At 48.2% G+C, this 16578-nt stretch carries 15 protein-coding genes and 1 riboswitch; of the genes, 13 read left to right on the top strand and 2 right to left on the bottom strand.

Going from position 1 to position 16578, the window contains the following annotated elements; translation table 11 throughout:
- Positions 1 to 49: 49 nt before the first annotated feature.
- Positions 50 to 937, bottom strand: a complete 888-nt coding sequence (locus ACVA6Q_RS13835; RefSeq protein WP_418642055.1) for a YvcK family protein — start codon at positions 935 to 937, stop codon at positions 50 to 52.
- A gap of 169 nt (positions 938 to 1106) precedes the next feature.
- Positions 1107 to 1257, top strand: a riboswitch (molybdenum cofactor riboswitch).
- On the opposite strand from ACVA6Q_RS13835, the gene moaA reads away from it, so the two are divergent.
- From moaA to moaE, 5 genes are all read left to right on the top strand, one after another.
- A complete protein-coding gene (gene moaA, locus ACVA6Q_RS13830) occupies positions 1246 to 2235 on the top strand; it encodes a GTP 3',8-cyclase MoaA (RefSeq protein WP_338164914.1) in 990 nt (329 codons plus the stop codon). (Overlaps the previous riboswitch by 12 nt.)
- Before the next feature lie 47 nt (positions 2236 to 2282).
- Positions 2283 to 2795 (top strand): molybdenum cofactor biosynthesis protein B, encoded by a 513-nt coding sequence (gene moaB / locus ACVA6Q_RS13825; protein WP_446647887.1) that lies wholly within the window; start codon positions 2283 to 2285, stop codon positions 2793 to 2795.
- A 15-nt stretch (positions 2796 to 2810) separates the two neighbouring features.
- Entirely contained in the window at positions 2811 to 3290 is a 480-nt protein-coding gene (gene moaC, locus ACVA6Q_RS13820; protein ID WP_042502300.1) for a cyclic pyranopterin monophosphate synthase MoaC, read from the top strand.
- On the top strand, positions 3287 to 3532 hold the full coding sequence (moaD, locus tag ACVA6Q_RS13815) for a molybdopterin synthase sulfur carrier subunit (RefSeq protein WP_446647886.1): 246 nt from the start codon (positions 3287 to 3289) through the stop codon (positions 3530 to 3532). Before moaC ends, moaD begins: the two co-directional genes overlap by 4 nt.
- A 1-nt stretch (position 3533) precedes the next feature.
- A complete protein-coding gene (gene moaE, locus ACVA6Q_RS13810) occupies positions 3534 to 3989 on the top strand; it encodes a molybdopterin synthase catalytic subunit MoaE (protein WP_446647885.1) in 456 nt (151 codons plus the stop codon).
- Positions 3990 to 4061: 72 nt separating this feature from the next.
- Here the strand turns inward: moaE and ACVA6Q_RS13805 are convergent, their stop codons facing one another.
- Positions 4062 to 4880: a Cof-type HAD-IIB family hydrolase gene (locus tag ACVA6Q_RS13805; protein ID WP_446647884.1), complete on the bottom strand. Its 819-nt coding sequence runs from the start codon at positions 4878 to 4880 to the stop codon at positions 4062 to 4064.
- A gap of 349 nt (positions 4881 to 5229) precedes the next feature.
- Between ACVA6Q_RS13805 and ACVA6Q_RS13800 the strand changes: the two genes are divergently transcribed.
- The 8 genes from ACVA6Q_RS13800 (at position 5230) to nirB (ending at position 16577) form a co-directional block, all read left to right on the top strand.
- Positions 5230 to 7908 (top strand): nitrate reductase, encoded by a 2679-nt coding sequence (locus tag ACVA6Q_RS13800; RefSeq protein WP_446647883.1) that lies wholly within the window; start codon positions 5230 to 5232, stop codon positions 7906 to 7908.
- Between the two features lie 27 nt (positions 7909 to 7935).
- Positions 7936 to 8793, top strand: coding sequence for a uroporphyrinogen-III C-methyltransferase (gene cobA, locus ACVA6Q_RS13795; RefSeq protein ID WP_446647882.1), 858 nt, complete (start codon positions 7936 to 7938; stop codon positions 8791 to 8793).
- A 54-nt stretch (positions 8794 to 8847) separates the two neighbouring features.
- Positions 8848 to 9828, top strand: coding sequence for a glycosyl transferase family protein (locus ACVA6Q_RS13790; protein ID WP_446647881.1), 981 nt, complete (start codon positions 8848 to 8850; stop codon positions 9826 to 9828).
- 9 nt (positions 9829 to 9837) lie between these two features.
- Positions 9838 to 10410 (top strand): ANTAR domain-containing response regulator, encoded by a 573-nt coding sequence (locus ACVA6Q_RS13785; protein ID WP_446647880.1) that lies wholly within the window; start codon positions 9838 to 9840, stop codon positions 10408 to 10410.
- Positions 10411 to 10728: 318 nt separating this feature from the next.
- Complete coding sequence (locus tag ACVA6Q_RS13780; protein WP_446647879.1) at positions 10729 to 12129, top strand: CmpA/NrtA family ABC transporter substrate-binding protein; 1401 nt, start codon at positions 10729 to 10731, stop codon at positions 12127 to 12129.
- 61 nt (positions 12130 to 12190) lie between these two features.
- Entirely contained in the window at positions 12191 to 13159 is a 969-nt protein-coding gene (locus ACVA6Q_RS13775; protein WP_353496664.1) for an ABC transporter permease, read from the top strand.
- Positions 13160 to 13230: 71 nt separating this feature from the next.
- Positions 13231 to 14070 carry an ABC transporter ATP-binding protein gene (locus ACVA6Q_RS13770; protein WP_353496663.1) on the top strand — a complete coding sequence of 280 codons (840 nt, stop codon included), beginning with the start codon at positions 13231 to 13233 and terminating at the stop codon, positions 14068 to 14070.
- Positions 14071 to 14081: 11 nt separating this feature from the next.
- Positions 14082 to 16577: a nitrite reductase large subunit NirB gene (nirB, locus tag ACVA6Q_RS13765; protein WP_446647878.1), complete on the top strand. Its 2496-nt coding sequence runs from the start codon at positions 14082 to 14084 to the stop codon at positions 16575 to 16577.
- Position 16578: the final 1 nt, after the last annotated feature.

The raw sequence follows: 16578 nt of genomic DNA, 5'->3' as shown, positions 1-16578 counted from the left end.
GACTGAGTATGAGGCTTTTATTGGAAAGTCCAAGTGAATCACATTGAGCTTATTGCAGCAGCGACTCAATTGCTTGTTTGAGTTTATTCCTATCATGGCGCCAATCACGATTGGGTGAGGCCAGAGGTTGAGTCATACAGTTCCAGCGTGAGCAAATATCTGGGTGAGCCTGCTCACCTAAAATAACATCGAGTTTTCTGCCATGCAGAGCTCGCTCACACCATTGCAGTTTTTGCTCCAGCGTCATTCGTCCAGCCGGGCCATACTCGGGTGATAAGTTCTCAACAAACACCACTTTGGCTTTGGTATTACTGTTAATGGCTTGGCTGAGATCAGCAAGCAAAAGCGGCGGCATAATACTGGTCAGAAAACTACCAGGGCCAAGCACAATACAGTCCGCTTGGAGAATCGCATCGACCGCTTCTTTAGTCGCAGGAACGACAGGTTCTAAATCAAGACGCTGTAGGTCTTGCTCCATTTCATCCACGGAGGTTTCACCCGTAACCCATTTCCCTTCTACTGAAAGTGCTTTGAGATCAGAAGGGTGCTCAGACATTGGGATGATATTAACATCGACTTTAAGCAAGTCTCTTATCAGCTCAATTGCGTCGAGAGGGCGGACGGATAAGTTATCCAGTGCGGTAAGCATAAGGTTGCCAAGGTTGTGACCATTCAGGTCGCCCGTGCCTTTGAAACGGTACTCAAACATCATTGAACCGATAGACGGATCGGTAATGAGCTGATTGATACAGTTGCGAGTGTCGCCCCAAGCAATGCCACCTTGGCACTCTCGAATACGGCCGGTGGAGCCGCCATTGTCAGTTGTTGCGACAATACCAGTGGCATTAGAGCCGAAGTCTTTCAGCGCAGCCAACATGCGCCCTAAGCCGTGACCGCCACCGATCGCCACGATTTTTTTTGATGAATAGTTGCTCATCTTATTCTACTTTTGTGTTACTTAGTTTTCGTAACATAGGGTAAATTGTTCATTTGCGATACTCAACTATAATAAAAATGACGAATAGATAAGGTTTTTTGATTGCAAAGCTGGAAAACCCTGTCGTTATTGAGTATTTTACTCACACGCTGTTAGCGACTCATATCGCTAATTGCCATAACTCCGAGCTCACGACGCTAAGTCTTCTGATGTAATATCAATCAAGATAAGCGTGTTGAGCCAGTGACATTTGGTCACAAGGGCTTGATTGGAAATGATCACGCCTCCCGTGTTTGGAAAGGTGTTCCGTGGCGCAACAATTCGAAGATAAATTCCATCGCAAGTTCTATTACTTGCGCTTGTCGGTTACAGATGTCTGTAATTTCCGATGTACATATTGCCTCCCTGATGGCTACAAACCGCCTGGTCAAAAAAGACCAGCCTTTTTAACGCTGCCTGAAATAAAGCGTGTTGTCACTGCGTTCGCAGATTGTGGCACGTCAAAGGTGCGCATTACTGGTGGTGAGCCTAGTCTTAGGAAGGATTTCCCTCAGATCATTGAAACGGTCGCGAATACGCCTGGCATCAGCAAAGTTGCTACGACAACTAACGGTTATCGTATGGCAAAGCAAGTTGATACATGGCAGCGAGCGGGTTTGACTCATATTAACGTCAGCGTTGATAGTCTTGATCCTCGTATGTTCCACCAAATTACAGGTGAGAATAAATTTACCGAGGTGATGGCGGGTATCGATCGCGCGTTTGAGATCGGCTACGAGCAGGTCAAAGTCAATGTGGTGTTGATGAAAGATCTCAACGCCAAAGAGCTGCCGTCGTTTCTTAACTGGATCAAAGATCGTCCTATCCAACTTAGGTTTATCGAGCTGATGCAAACCGGAGAAATGGACGAGCTGTTTCAAAATCATCATGTCTCAGGTGTGGACATACGCAATCAACTCATCGCTAACGGTTGGATACTTAAAGCGCGTCAAAACAACGACGGCCCGGCTCAAGTATTCGTGCATGCCGATTATAAAGGCGAGATTGGTTTGATCATGCCATACGAGAAAAACTTCTGCGAAAGTTGTAACCGCTTGCGTGTCTCTGCAATGGGTAAGCTGCACTTATGCTTGTTTGGCGAGCATGGTGTAGAGCTGCGAGACTTACTGCAAGAAGACGCGCAGGAGCAGGCGCTAATCGAGCGCATTCAAGCACAATTACAGACCAAGTCGGTCAGTCACTTCCTACATGATGGCAATTCAGGAATGACGCCTCACTTGGCATCCATCGGCGGCTAATTCGCGTCGCCGATTTTAATGTTTACAGTTTTTATAGGGTGAAAATCATGGGTCACGCAGAGAGCAAATTTGTGCCTGCGAATATCGCAGTGCTAACCGTTTCAGACACACGTACAGAAGAGAACGACACATCAGGTCGCTACCTAGCTGAAAACCTTCAAGAAGCGGGTCATACGCTGGCGGACAAAAAAATCGTTATCGATGACATCTACCAAATCCGCGCTGTGGTTTCACAGTGGGTTGCTGACGAAAGCGTTCAAGCAGTGATGATCACTGGCGGTACAGGTTTCACCTCTCGTGATAGCACTCCAGAAGCGTTGGTTCCTCTTTTCGATAAGCAAGTAGAAGGCTTCGGTGAGCTATTCCGCGCGGTATCTTACGAAGAGATTGGTACGTCGACTATTCAGTCACGTGCGATTGCTGGTTTTGCTAATCACACGGTTATCTTCGCAATGCCTGGCTCAACAGGTGCGTGTCGCACGGGTTGGACGAAAATCATTAAGCAGCAACTCGATGCAAGTCATCGCCCTTGTAACTTCATGCCTCACCTAACTAAGTAACTGTCGGGGTTAGCCATGTCGGAATTTACACATATTAATGCATCGGGCGAGGCCAACATGGTCGATGTTTCAGCTAAGGCTGAGACGGTTCGCGAAGCACGTGCAGAAGCGTTTGTGCATATGGCACCGGAAACGCTGAAAATGATTACCTCTGGCAACCATCACAAAGGAGATGTGTTTGCTACCGCACGTATTGCGGGTATTCAAGCGGCGAAGAAAACCTGGGATTTGATCCCACTGTGTCATCCGCTACTGCTTTCTAAAGTGGAAGTGCAGCTAGAAGCGCTGGAAAGTGAAAACAAAGTACGCATCGAATCCGTGTGTAAGCTAGCGGGTAAAACGGGCGTAGAAATGGAAGCTCTGACTGCAGCCTCCGTCGCGGCATTGACGATTTATGACATGTGCAAAGCGGTACAGAAAGACATGGTGATCGACAGCGTTCGATTGCTAGAAAAAACCGGCGGTAAGTCAGGTCACTTTAAGGTGGAATCATGATCAAAGTACTGTTTTTTGCTCAAACTCGCGAACTGGTTGGTGTCGACGAGCTTGAACTTGATGCCGGCTTTGACACGGTCGAAGCCATCCGTGCTCACTTAGCGAAGCAAGAGGGCAAGTGGGACTTGGCGCTTGATTCTGGCAAGTTATTGGCTGCGGTAAACCAAGACATTGTCCCGCTGACGACAGCCGTCAGTGATGGTGATGAAGTTGCCTTTTTCCCTCCGGTAACTGGTGGCTGATATGACGATTCGCGTATCGGTACAGCAACAAGATTTCTCAGTAGGTGCTGAGTATGAGGCACTGGCAGAGGGCAGTGCATCGGGTGCAATAGTGACGTTCACGGGCAAAGTACGTGATATGAACTTGGGCGACGATGTGAAAGGCATGTCGCTTGAGCACTATCCGGGAATGACGGAACGCGCATTAGAAAAAATCTGCAATGAAGCGGAAACGAGATGGATGCTTAATGGTATTCGAGTTATTCACCGCGTAGGCGATCTCGATGCGGGTGACCAAATCGTATTTGTTGGTGTTTCCAGTGCTCACCGAGGTACAGCATTTGAAGCGTGCGAATTCATTATGGATTACTTGAAGACCAAGGCGCCATTTTGGAAGAAAGAGCGTACGACAGAGTCAACTCGATGGGTTGAGTCTCGTGAGTCCGACGCACAGGCCGCTGAGCGCTGGCAAAAATAACAAGAGCATGCCTGGGCATGCTCTTTTTTTACCATGCTCTTTGTTTACACAGTGAACCGGTTTGTCTGGCTTCTATTTGGCGATAGAAAGCTCAGCATCAAGAAAGGCATTGACCGCTTTAATCACACCATCTTCTGTGTTGCTCGGTGCAGAGAAACGGGCAAGCTCTTTGACGCCTGGATGGGCATTTTCCATCGCGTAAGAGTAGTAACTCTCCTTCAACATCTCCACATCGTTAAAGTAGTCACCAAAACTCATAGTCTGCTCAAAAGTAAAGTTCATGGTTTGCTGTAGGTGGCGAATGGCCGCGCCTTTTGATGCGACTTTGTTCATGACATCGAGCCAAATCTTAGCGCTAACCACGACTTGAAAATCTTCACCAAATGCTGGGCGGATCACCGGATCGATGTGAGCCTCAGAGCCATTAAAGTGAAGCAGAGCAACTTTAATAAATTCGTCTTCCACACTCAGCAAATCGTCGACATATTGACAGCGGTGGTAATATTTACTGATTTCTGCCAGCGCCTTTGGATCTTGTGTTTCGATATAGGCACCTTTCTTACCACACAGCACAATAAACGCGTCAGAGATAGCACGGGCTTGGCAAATGATGTCAGGCACAGAGGCTGAATCGAGCGTGCAGCTATACAGCTCTTTGTCTTGATGCATAACCATGGTGCCATTTTCAGCGATAAACAGCATCTCGTCTTGGTAGTCCGCAAAGGTATCACGCAAGCTATAATATTGACGTCCGGACGCCGCAGCAAACAGAATGCCTTGAGACTTTAGCCTTTGAAATAACGCAGGAAACTGCGTAGGAAGCTGGCCTTGTTCGTCTAACAGGGTTCCATCCATGTCGGTTGCGATGAATTTGATTTTTGAAGCTGTCATAGTTGCAGGCTATTTTTTGTGAGTGAGGCTAGAGTTTAGCGCTCAAGATGTGGTAAAGGAAGTACATTACTGTTGGTTACCTACAATTCGTGCAATAGGCGCCCAGTATTTGTGCGTTTCCCCAAAACAGTGCATTACACAATCCTAGTTTTCACGTAACTAACTGATAAATAACATTATCAAGATTGGAACCATTCTTGCTCTCTCTTTTATCAAAGGCCGTGTCTTGTTGAAAAGATAAGACAGATGACCGTGAACAATAACTAACTCGTCAATGGCAAAGGCGCCTCTTCTTGAAATAAGAAGAGGCGCCTTTTTTTATCGATGTCGCCGGGCTCAAGGAGAAGCTATGAAGCCGAGAAGTGTCAAAACAACCTGTCCTTATTGTGGTGTCGGCTGCGGCTTAGTGGCCAAGTGTGTCAGCACCCCGAATCAAGCATCAACGTGTGGCGACCTTTCGCACCCTGCAAACATGGGAGCGCTATGCGTTAAAGGCTCATCTTTAGACCAAAGCCATACTGGGCCTGCGAGGTTGTTGTACCCTAAAATCAACGGTAAACAGGCATCATGGCAAGAAGCGATTGATACCATCGCAGAGCGGTTTTATGACATCAAACAGCAGCACGGCAGTGACGCGCTATCTATGTATGTTTCAGGCCAACTGCTGACAGAAGATTACTATGTAGCCAACAAGCTTATGAAAGGCTTTATTGGCAGCGCTAACATCGATACCAACTCACGACTTTGTATGTCGTCTGCGGTTGCGTCTTACGTTCGTGCATTTGGTGAAGATGTCGTGCCCGTGAATTATCAAGACCTTGAGCTGGCGGAGATGATTGTGTTAGTGGGCTCCAATATGGCCTGGACACACCCGATCGTCTTTCGACGAATTCAACAAGCGAGAGAATCAAATCCAAATTTAAAGCTGGTGGTGATCGACCCTCGTAAAACCATGACCGCAGAACAAGCGGATTTACACCTGCCTCTTGTAAGCGACAGCGATGTGGCACTGTTTATGGGGTTGGCGCGGTATTGCGATGACACCAAGCAATTAGATACAGAGTATATCGACGAGCACACGCAAGGCGCGGATGCGCTGATGAAAGCGCTAAAACAACCCTCTTGTTCTCTTGATGCTGTTGCCGAGCAAACTCAAGTTGATAAAACTAGCCTTAAACAGTTTTATCATTGGTTCGCGACCAAGCAGCGCGTGATTACGCTTTATTGCCAAGGCGTGAATCAGGCTGAGAATGGGACTGATAAAGGCAATGCCATTATTAATGCCCACTTACTAACGGGCAAAATCGGTCGTCAAGGGTGCGGCCCTTTCTCGATTACTGGTCAGCCCAACGCGATGGGGGGACGAGAGGTCGGTGGATTGGCGAATCAACTGGCTGCCCATCGGGGTTTTGATGCTGAGTCGATAGAGCAAGTTAAGGCGATTTGGCAGGCCCCAGACATGGCAACCAAACCCGGCTTGAAAGCGGTGGAACTATTTGATGCGATAGAACGCGGTGAAGTGAAAGCGGTTTGGATTATGGCAACCAATCCAGTCGTATCACTGCCACAAAGTCAGAAGATCAAACGAGCGCTCAAGCGCTGTGAGTTGGTAATAGTGTCGGATATCTGTGCTGATTCTGATATCGCCCATTACGCGGACATTTTGCTACCCGCCGCAGGATGGGGTGAAAAGCAGGGTATGGTAACTAACTCTGAGCGCATGATGTCTCGCCAGCGAGCATTCTTGCCTATGCGCGGTGAAAGCAGGCCAGATTGGTGGGCGATTTCCAAGGTAGGCCAGGCTTTGTGTCGCTTAATGGATGTTAGCGATGGGTTTGGGTATCACAGTGAGTATGAGATTTTCAAAGAACACATCAAGTTATCGGGCATCAACAAACATGCGCCTCAGCTATTCGATTTAAGCAAGTTAAGTACACTGACTGAAAGCGACTATCAACAATGGCAACCTATGCAATGGCCGCTTGGCGATGAGAGACCATTCGCCGACGGCTCCTTTGCGACACCTTCCGGGCGTGCCAATTTGATTGTTCCCGAGACTATTGAGCTTGAAACGCCTCGCGGACATCAAGAATTCATTCTCAATACGGGACGTGACCGCGACCAGTGGCATACCATGACGCGCACAGGCTACGTTCCTTCGCTTACCCAAAAGGAGGTCGAGCCTACGCTCTACTTAAACCCAATCTCCATTGAAAGAGCAGAGCTTAAAACGGAGCAACTTGCCGAGGTAACACTGCCAGATGGCAGCGGCAGTGTGATCGCCCGTATCAGAGCAGACGAAGGTTTGAGTATGCACAGTGTGTATTTATCGATGCACTGGGCAGGCGAATTTGGTGCCGGCAGTGGTGTTAACCAAGTGACAGAATCCGTGGTTGACCCTATTTCGGGTCAGCCAGCGTTTAAATCGACGCTAGTTCGCGTCGCTCCATTTGGCATTGGCAGCTATATGGTTGCCATAGGCGAGGGCTGTGACAAGTTGCGTAGCCTCGCGGACTTTGCATCTATGCAAGTGACTGACATTGGTGGCGCTGGCGGGCGTTTATGGCGCTATGCGACGCAAGTACCCTTAGAGAAGCACACTTGGAATCAGGCAACAGGCGCCGCCCTTAACGGCAAGCTTTTGGTGATGGATACCGAGCAGGGCTGGGTGACGCTAAGCTGTGCTGATGACGCCGCGCTGACGGTAAAAAGTATTATTCAAGTAGAGAATAAGACCTTTGATGCTGATGTCGAGCCGCTTTCACAGCTGTTGGGGCAGCCTTTTTCACTGTCAAAACTTCTCAAGGCGACCCAAACGGGTGCGACAAGCAAGCTGGTTTGCAGTTGTTTTAGAGTGACTGAAAAACAGATCATTGATGCGATTCAAACTCATAGCCATACCAGTGTCGCCCAGCTTCAAAGTCAGCTCAAATGCGGCAGTAATTGCGGGTCTTGTCTACCAGAGGTGGAAAAGCTCGCCAATCAGCACTTTCAGCACGCTCAGCATATCGACGTGATAGTTAAATAATGGTTCAGTTAACCAAGGAGTTGTAGGATGAATACTCAAAGGAATGAGCATACATACCGTTTGCACCAACAGCAAGATGTCGGCTTTATTGATGAGCTGCCTTATCGATCTGAAAATGGGTTTGTCTCCATTGTCGGGGCGGGGCCTGGCGATCCGGACTTGCTAACCATGGCTGCCCATAAGCGGATATCTCAGGCGGATATTGTGGTCTATGATCGCCTAGTCAGTCAGCCGATCTTGGATTTGATTCCCAGCAGCACGTTACGATTTTATGTAGGTAAACGCTGTGGTATGCCAAGCCTGAATCAAGACTCGATTAACGAAATCCTTAAAGATTGTGGCCGAAAAGGGTATCGCGCAGTAAGGTTAAAAGGTGGTGACCCTTTTGTATTCGGGCGTGGTGGAGAAGAAGCACTGGCGCTAAAAGCTGCGAACATTGAATTTGAAGTGATTCCGGGCATTACCGCTGCGCTAGGCTGTTCTTCAAGCGCGCTTATCCCGTTAACCCATCGCAAAGTGGCACGCAGTGTCACCTTTGTCACCGGTAATGTCGTGTCTGGCGCACTGCCAGCGTGGTCATCGCTGATCGCTCAAGGGCAAACGTTAGTTTGTTATATGGGGCTTGAGAAAAGCCTCGAGATTCAAAGTGGCTTAGTGCAAGCAGGACTGAAGGCTTCCACGCCCGTAGCTATTATCGGTAAAGGTTGTAGCGCAGAAGAAGAAGTATATACTTTCGAGCTATCGCAACTGAATCAAATCGCGGAGCAACTTCGCGGCTTGAGCCCGGCGTTGATGATCATTGGTGAAGTGGTGTCAATTCGCCAGCAGCTTGTTGATATAGCGAAAGAATATACTCAAGATGAACTGTTGGTGTCGGCGCCTTGATGTCACCGAGATTAGGTGTCTAGGCTGGGAAAGTCACATTAAGTAGGAGAAGATGTGTCGTTAATTCAAGAATGTATTCGCACGGTAGGCCGTGGTTCACGAGGTAGAGGTCCGCTTACGCAAACTCAGGCGTGCGAGGTCATGGCTGCGTTTATGGATGGTGAGGTCGGTGATGACCAAATGGCGATGCTGATGATGCTAATTCGCGTGAGAGATGAGACGCCGGAGGAAATCGCTGGCTTTGTACAGGCGCTTAAATCTTCATCAGAGAGCTTTGCTGATCTTGATTGGCCTTTGTATGCAGGAAAACGCACCGGCCAAACGTCAGGTTTACCTTGGCATTTGGTCGCAGCCAAGATATTGGCGGACAGTGGTGTGAGAATCTTGCTTCATGGCGATTTGGATAAAATGCATAACCGCTTGCACGCAAGAGACTTTTTAAACCAGCTTAATATCACCACTGCAAACAGTCTTGCGGATGCGCAGCAACGACTTGAGCAGTTCAACATCACTTATTTACCCCTTGAGAATTTTCTTCCGCAAGTTAAGACCATGCTTGATTGGAAGCATCGATATGGACTAAGAACGCCCGTCAACACCGTTGCTCGCGCTTTAAACCCAGCCAATGCGCCGTTTGCACTGCGCGGCAGTTTCCACCCTGGCTTTCAAGAGTTACACGCCAAAGTGGAATCGCTAGTACACCTACCCACGGCGCAAACTCAGCGAACCGTTTCTTTTAAAGGACAGTCGGGTGAGACCGAATATAACCCCAAGGTAAGTCAAACCATTTGGTGGGCAGAAAACGGCAAAGTGAACTCGAGTTACATTGAAGAGTGCATGACTCAGCAACGCGAGATTCCTTGTCCGTTGGGCACACCTGAAGATGAGCAAGAAATGATGGCCAACTCCGTTATTAGTACGATGACGGTGGCGCTTTTTACCTTGTCGGCAGATTGGAACAAGGCTCAAACCAAAGCCCAGCGACTTTGGCATACATATTGCGATGGACTAACGAGTGAAGGAACACTATGTTAGGGAAATCGTATGCCAAAAACACCAGTCTTAGTTTGTTGCGATTCAATCGCCGAGCAGGCGCATATAAGCGCTAGACTTGCCAGAGACTTTGATAAAATCATGGGCTGCCAGCTATCTCAGCTGGAGTCCATGCTCGAAAAAGAGCCCTCAGCCACCCTTGTCATTTCTTGGCAGCAGCCTTGTGCAGAACTGTCGCTGATCATTGAGGTTGCCAAGCAACTACAGCGTCCACTTCTTGTAATCCTAAAGCAGCTTAATAACAATGATATCAACCGCTTACCAGTAAGTAATGACTATGTTTTGCTACCTCATGATTCTCAATTCGAGCTCAACGCCTGGGTGATTCACGCCAGACAAGTGCGAGATAAATCGATTCAAGATGATCAAAAAATCGCAGCCTTAAACCTAAAACTCGAAGAGCGTAAAGTCATCGAGAAGGCCAAAGGTCTGCTGATGAAGCACCACCACCTTGATGAACAGACAGCATTTGCTGCGCTTCGAAAGTCAGCCATGCAGTCGAGTCTGTCGCTGGCTCAAGTCGCAAAGAACCTGATCAACACGTTGGAATCCATCCATCTTTAACTACCACTTTGGGGTTAATGATAATTCATTCAATTGGTGCAGGGTGCACACTGGAGAAGCAAAAGAAAGTCAGGATGGAGTCTGTATTTCATTAAGATTATGATTTTAAAGGATAATTTAAATATGGCACGCATATTGAATTACTAATATTAACTACAATACCCCCGCCCTTAAGTGGGCAGCTCCTGAACTCATCAACGGCGGTGAATGGAAGGTTGGCGACGGCGTTACTGCTTACACATAGGCTCTATTGCTTATAGATGGCAGTAGCGCCTTTTTTTTTGGAAAAATTTTTAAGCATCACACGGAGATAGTGTTATGAAGACATGGACGCAACGAGCAAACAAAGTGGGTAAGACGTTTCATCGCGTCAGTACCGCGACTATTGCAACGGCAACGCTACTGGTTGGTACGTCGGCTTGGGCTGAGTTAGGAGAGCCGGAAATTGAGGAGCTCAAATTTGGCTTTATCAAACTGACAGACATGGCACCGCTGGCAGTCGCTTACGAAAAGGGCTTTTTTGAAGATGAAGGTCTCTACGTCACATTGGAAGCGCAGGCTAACTGGAAAGTCCTGCTAGACCGCGTCATCGATGGTGAGCTGGACGGCGCTCATATGCTAGCTGGTCAGCCGCTGGGCGCGACGATTGGTATCGGTACTCAGGCGGAGGTCATTACTGCATTTAGTATGGATCTCAATGGTAATGCCATCACCGTTTCCAATAACACTTGGGATGCGATGAAGCCGCACATTCCTAAGCAGGCCGATGGCAAACCTGTTCACCCAATTAAGGCGGACGCGCTAAAGCCTGTGGTTGAGGGTTACCTTGATGAAGGTAAGCCGTTCAACATGGGTATGGTTTTCCCCGTTTCAACGCACAACTATGAGCTGCGCTACTGGTTGGCAGCAGGGGGAATTCACCCAGGTTACTACTCACCAAAATCAGGTGATAACAGCGGCCAAGTAGACGCAGATGTTCTACTTAGCGTGACACCGCCGCCTCAAATGCCAGCCACAATGGAAGCGGGTACGATTGAAGGCTATTGCGTAGGCGAACCGTGGAACCAGCAAGCGGTATTTAAGGGCATTGGCGTTCCTGTGGTGACAGACTACGAGATTTGGAAAAACAACCCTGAGAAAGTGTTTGGTGTATCGAAGTCTTGGGCTAAGGAAAACCCAAATACTCATATCCGCGTTGTGAAAGCGCTTATCCGTGCTGCACATTGGTTGGATGAAAACAACAATGCCAACCGTCAAGAAGCAGTGAAAATGCTCTCGAAAAGTGCCTATGTTGGTGCTGATGCTGAAGTTATCGCCAACAGCATGACGGGCACGTTTGAGTATGAGAAAGGTGATAAGCGTGATGTGCCTGACTTTAACGTGTTCTTCCGTCATAACGCCACGTACCCATACTACAGTGATGCGATTTGGTACCTCACTCAGATGCGTCGTTGGGGACAGATTGCAGACTCGCAAGATGACCAATGGTACATGGATATCGCTAAAGAAGTTTACCGTCCAGATATCTATCAACAAGCGGCTGAGGCCTTAGTCGAAGATGGCGTGCTAACGTCGAAAGACTTCCCTGATTTCAAAAATGAAGATGGTTTCCGCGCCCCACAAACTCACTTTATCGACAACATCGTGTATGACGGTAGTAAGCCGAATGAGTACCTGAAAAAATTCTCTATCGGTCTGAAAGGTAACGATAAAGTTTAGACGCGAACGTCTATCACGAACGTTAAAGCGAGTAAGCCGAGAAAGCTAAGGAGTATAGGCGATGGCAACGAACGTAATTTCACTTAAGCCAAGCCGCGACATGGTGGTGAACCGCAGCCGAGTGCTGCTGTTCCCCCTCATTGGGATTTTGTGTTTCCTGATGATGTGGCATTTGGCAGCAAAACAAGTAGAGACGTCTTTAGGTACCTTACCGGGACCCGTTCAGACGTTTGAACAGTTCAAAAATTTAGCCGCAGAACACGTTGAGGAGCGTGATAAAGCGGTGGCGTTTGTTGAGCGTCAAGAAAAGCGCAACGCAGCCAAGCTGGCGAAAAATCCGGACGCGAAAGTGAAGATCCGCCCTTATACGGGGAAACCGACTTTCTTTGACCAGATTGGGACCTCACTTATCACTGTAGCAGGTGGGTTTATCTTAGCGTCAGTGATTGCGATTCCCCTTGGGATTGTGTTGGGTCTGAATCAAGGCGTGTATCAGGCATTTAACCCAATCATTCAGCTTTTAAAGCCGGTGTCACCTTTGGCCTGGCTGCCTATCGTGACCATGGTCGTCAGTGCGACTTACGTGAGTGACGATCCTTTGTTTGCGAAATCTTTTGTTAACTCATTGATTACCGTTGCCTTGTGTAGCTTGTGGCCGACACTCATTAACACCGCTGTTGGTGTTACTAGCGTAGATAAAGATCTGCTCAACGTGAGTAAGGTGCTCAAGCTTTCTTGGTGGCAGCATATTCGCACCATCGTATTGCCTTCAGCGATTCCAATGATTTTTACAGGTCTTCGACTGTCACTCGGTATTGCTTGGATGGTGTTGATTGCGGCAGAGATGCTGGCGCAAAACCCAGGGCTTGGCAAGTTCGTGTGGGATGAGTTCCAAAATGGTAGCTCAGCGTCACTAGGTCGCATCATGGTCGCGGTGATCACCATCGGCTTTATCGGTTTATTGCTTGATCGTGGCATGTTGCTGCTGCAAAAGCATTTTTCTTGGAACAAACAACAATCGCTCCGCTAACTAGGCTCTGTTGTCATTCTGTTCTCATTGAGAAGAAATGGCGCCTTGATTATCGAATAAGGAAGTTAACGATGTCGAAACCTTTACTTGACCTAACCCAGCTAGGAATGCGGTTCCCTACGCCACAAGGGGAGTTTGTGGCACTAAAGAACGTCAATTTACAAATCCAAAAAGGGGAGTTTATCTCGCTAATTGGTCACTCAGGCTGCGGTAAGTCTACGGTACTGAACTTGGTCGCGGGTCTGCATTTCCCCACCGATGGTGGCGTGATTGTCGATGGCCGAGAAGTGGATGGCCCAGGCCCCGAACGAGCGGTGGTGTTCCAAAATCACTCATTACTGCCTTGGCTTTCCGTATATGAAAACATTGAACTTGCAGTAAAGCAGGTCGCGAAGGGCAAAGATAAAGCTTGGGTGAAAGAGCAGGTTCATCATTATCTCGACCTGGTTGAAATGGCTCACGCGGCCGACAAGAGGCCAGATGAAATTTCCGGCGGTATGAAGCAGCGCGTTGGTATTGCCCGCGCTCTAGCATTAAAACCAAAAGTCTTATTGATGGATGAACCGTTTGGCGCACTCGATGCGTTGACTCGTGCCAAGTTGCAAGATGCGCTAATGGCGATTCAGGCGGAGCTCAATAATACCGTCATCATGATTACTCACGATGTGGACGAAGCCGTGCTTCTCTCCGATAAGATAGTGATGATGACCAATGGACCCGCAGCGACGATTGGTGAAGTTTTAGATATCGAACTGGAACGTCCTAGAAATCGTGTAGCGATGGCCGACAACCCGCAATATCAAAAGTACCGCCAAGCCGTGCTGACCTTCCTATATGAGAAGCAAGCCAAAAACGAATTGTCAGCAACGGCAGAAATCAGCAAGCAGCAAGACGCGAAGAAAAGCGCATAGGGAGACGAGATATGGAACATATCGTTGTAGTCGGTAATGGCATGGTTGGGCATCATTTCATCGCTCATCTCATTAGCCTGCAAGGACATTTAAATTATCGAATTACGGTTATTGGCGAGGAGCGTTATGCTGCCTATGACCGTGTTCAGCTTTCATCGCTGTTTTCTGGTAACTCGCATGACTCTCTGATGCTAGGAGACGAAGAGTGGTACAAAAAATATGGCGTTGAGCTAGTACTTGGCAGCCGTGTTACCAGCGTTGATAAACAAAGTAAGCGTATCACTCTAGATGACGAGGACATTCTTGGTTATGACCACTTGGTCTTAGCGACGGGCTCTTATCCGTTTGTGCCGCCAATTGAAGGCAAAGATCGCGACAACGTATTCGTATATAGAACCTTGGATGACCTCTCTGCGATTCGTAAAGCGTGTGAGGGAGCGAAAACGGGTGCGGTTATCGGCGGTGGTTTGCTGGGTCTTGAGGCGGCCAATGCCTTGAAGCTTCTTGGGCTTGAAACTCACGTTGTAGAGTTTGCGCCTAGATTAATGCCAGTGCAGCTTGATGATGGTGCCGGCGGTCTCTTGAAGAGCAAAATTGAAGATCTCGGGCTCAAGGTACACACTTCAACCGGTACCGATAAGATCTGTGATGGTGAAACCGCTTATCACCGTATGGTGTTTAAAGATGCTGAGCCATTGGATGTGGATGTAGTGGTGTTTTCCGCCGGTATTCGTCCCCAAGATGCACTCGCAAGAGAGGCGAGTTTAGATATTGGTGAGCGTGGTGGCATTGTGATTAACGATCATTGCCAAACCAGTGATGAGGCTATTTACGCAATCGGTGAATGTGCCCTTTGGCAAAATCGTATCTTTGGACTAGTGGCACCAGGTTATGCCATGGCGCGCGCAGTCGCAGACCAGCTTATGGGTAAAGTGGCGACGTTTGAAGGTGCGGACATGAGCACCAAGCTTAAACTACTAGGGGTTGATGTCGCATCAATTGGTGACGCGCAAATGCAAACTCCTGGGGCAAAAGAGATGGTGCTGCAAGACGCCGCTCAAGGCACTTATAAAAAGCTCATCGTTGATGAAAGCAGTAGCCGTTTGCTAGGCGCAATTCTAGTTGGGGATACCACCGACTACGATTTGCTCTTACAAGCGTATCTCAATGAGAAAACCCTACCTGATCATCCAGCGGAGCTGCTGTTTGATACCAGTTCATTGTCTGGCGGTGCAAATGCCTCAACCATGATCTGTTCTTGTCACAATGTAACCCGTGGGGACTTGGTCGAAGCAATTCATGCTGGCGCTCATGATCTCGCGACGTTAAAAGATGAAACTAAGGCTGGAACTGGCTGTGGTGGCTGCGCCAACATGGTTAAGAGCGTTCTTGATGAAGAGCTGGTGGCGATGGGACAAGAGGTCAATAACCATCTTTGTGAGCACTTTGAATTTTCAAGACAAGAGCTGTTCCACATCTGCCAAGTGGATTCCATTAAGAGCTTTGATGAACTGATTGAAAAGCATGGTAAAGGTAAAGGCTGTGACATTTGTAAACCTACAGCGGCTTCTGTGTTTGCCTCACTGTGGAATGAACATGTTTTGGAAGGCTCACATCGTGGGTTGCAAGACTCAAACGATCTGTTTCTCGCGAATTTACAAAAAGATGGCTCTTATTCAGTCGTTCCACGCGTCCCCGGTGGTGAAATTACCCCTGAAAAATTGATCGTACTGGGTGAGGTGGCGCAGAAGTTCGATCTCTACACCAAAATTACCGGTGGTCAGCGAGTGGACTTGTTTGGTGCTCAGGTCGAGCAACTTCCGCAAATTTGGGACACATTGATCTCTGCAGGCTTTGAAACCGGCCACGCTTACGGTAAGTCCCTGCGCACTGTGAAATCGTGTGTGGGCTCGACGTGGTGTCGTTATGGCGTCGACGATTCAGTGGGTCTCGCTATCGATCTTGAAAATCGCTACAAGGGTCTTCGAGCTCCGCATAAGATCAAGTTTGCGGTGTCAGGTTGTACACGTGAATGTGCCGAGGCACAAAGCAAAGATATTGGTGTGATCGCCACCGAAAATGGTTGGAACTTGTATGTTTGTGGCAATGGCGGGATGCGTCCACGCCATGCAGATTTACTTGCGTCTGATCTAACGACAGAACAGTTGGTCACTTTGATCGACAGGGTGTTGATGTTCTACGTTAAGACCGGCGAACGCTTGCAGCGTACTTCGGTTTGGATGGAAAGCCTAGAAGGTGGTCTCGAGTATCTCAAACAAGTGGTGATTGAAGACTCACTTGGTATCAATGCTCAGCTTGAAAAGCAGATGCAACACATTGTGGACACATACCAGTGTGAATGGAAAACAGCGATTGAATCTGAAGAGAAGCGTGCCAAGTTTATGCCATTTATCAACAGTGACCAACAAAGTACCGACCTTGGCTATCAGCGTGTTCGAGGCCAGAGGATCCCTGTTACCATCGTTGACCCGCAGTTGGAGGATTAAT

The organism is Vibrio sp. DNB22_10_4, from assembly GCF_052879755.1.
The sequence above is the reverse complement of the archived record's forward strand: the minus strand, read 5'-3'. Positions and strand labels throughout refer to the sequence as shown.

Coding starts and splice junctions, on each gene's coding strand:
- cobA (WP_446647882.1), top strand. CDS start 7,936: ATGAATACTCAAAGGAATGAGCATACATACCGTTTGCACCAACAGCAA.
- moaC (WP_042502300.1), top strand. CDS start 2,811: ATGTCGGAATTTACACATATTAATGCATCGGGCGAGGCCAACATGGTC.
- ACVA6Q_RS13800 (WP_446647883.1), top strand. CDS start 5,230: ATGAAGCCGAGAAGTGTCAAAACAACCTGTCCTTATTGTGGTGTCGGC.
- ACVA6Q_RS13780 (WP_446647879.1), top strand. CDS start 10,729: ATGAAGACATGGACGCAACGAGCAAACAAAGTGGGTAAGACGTTTCAT.
- nirB (WP_446647878.1), top strand. CDS start 14,082: ATGGAACATATCGTTGTAGTCGGTAATGGCATGGTTGGGCATCATTTC.
- ACVA6Q_RS13805 (WP_446647884.1), bottom strand. CDS start 4,880: ATGACAGCTTCAAAAATCAAATTCATCGCAACCGACATGGATGGAACC.
- moaD (WP_446647886.1), top strand. CDS start 3,287: ATGATCAAAGTACTGTTTTTTGCTCAAACTCGCGAACTGGTTGGTGTC.
- ACVA6Q_RS13835 (WP_418642055.1), bottom strand. CDS start 937: ATGAGCAACTATTCATCAAAAAAAATCGTGGCGATCGGTGGCGGTCAC.
- ACVA6Q_RS13785 (WP_446647880.1), top strand. CDS start 9,838: ATGCCAAAAACACCAGTCTTAGTTTGTTGCGATTCAATCGCCGAGCAG.
- ACVA6Q_RS13775 (WP_353496664.1), top strand. CDS start 12,191: ATGGCAACGAACGTAATTTCACTTAAGCCAAGCCGCGACATGGTGGTG.
- moaE (WP_446647885.1), top strand. CDS start 3,534: ATGACGATTCGCGTATCGGTACAGCAACAAGATTTCTCAGTAGGTGCT.
- ACVA6Q_RS13770 (WP_353496663.1), top strand. CDS start 13,231: ATGTCGAAACCTTTACTTGACCTAACCCAGCTAGGAATGCGGTTCCCT.
- moaB (WP_446647887.1), top strand. CDS start 2,283: ATGGGTCACGCAGAGAGCAAATTTGTGCCTGCGAATATCGCAGTGCTA.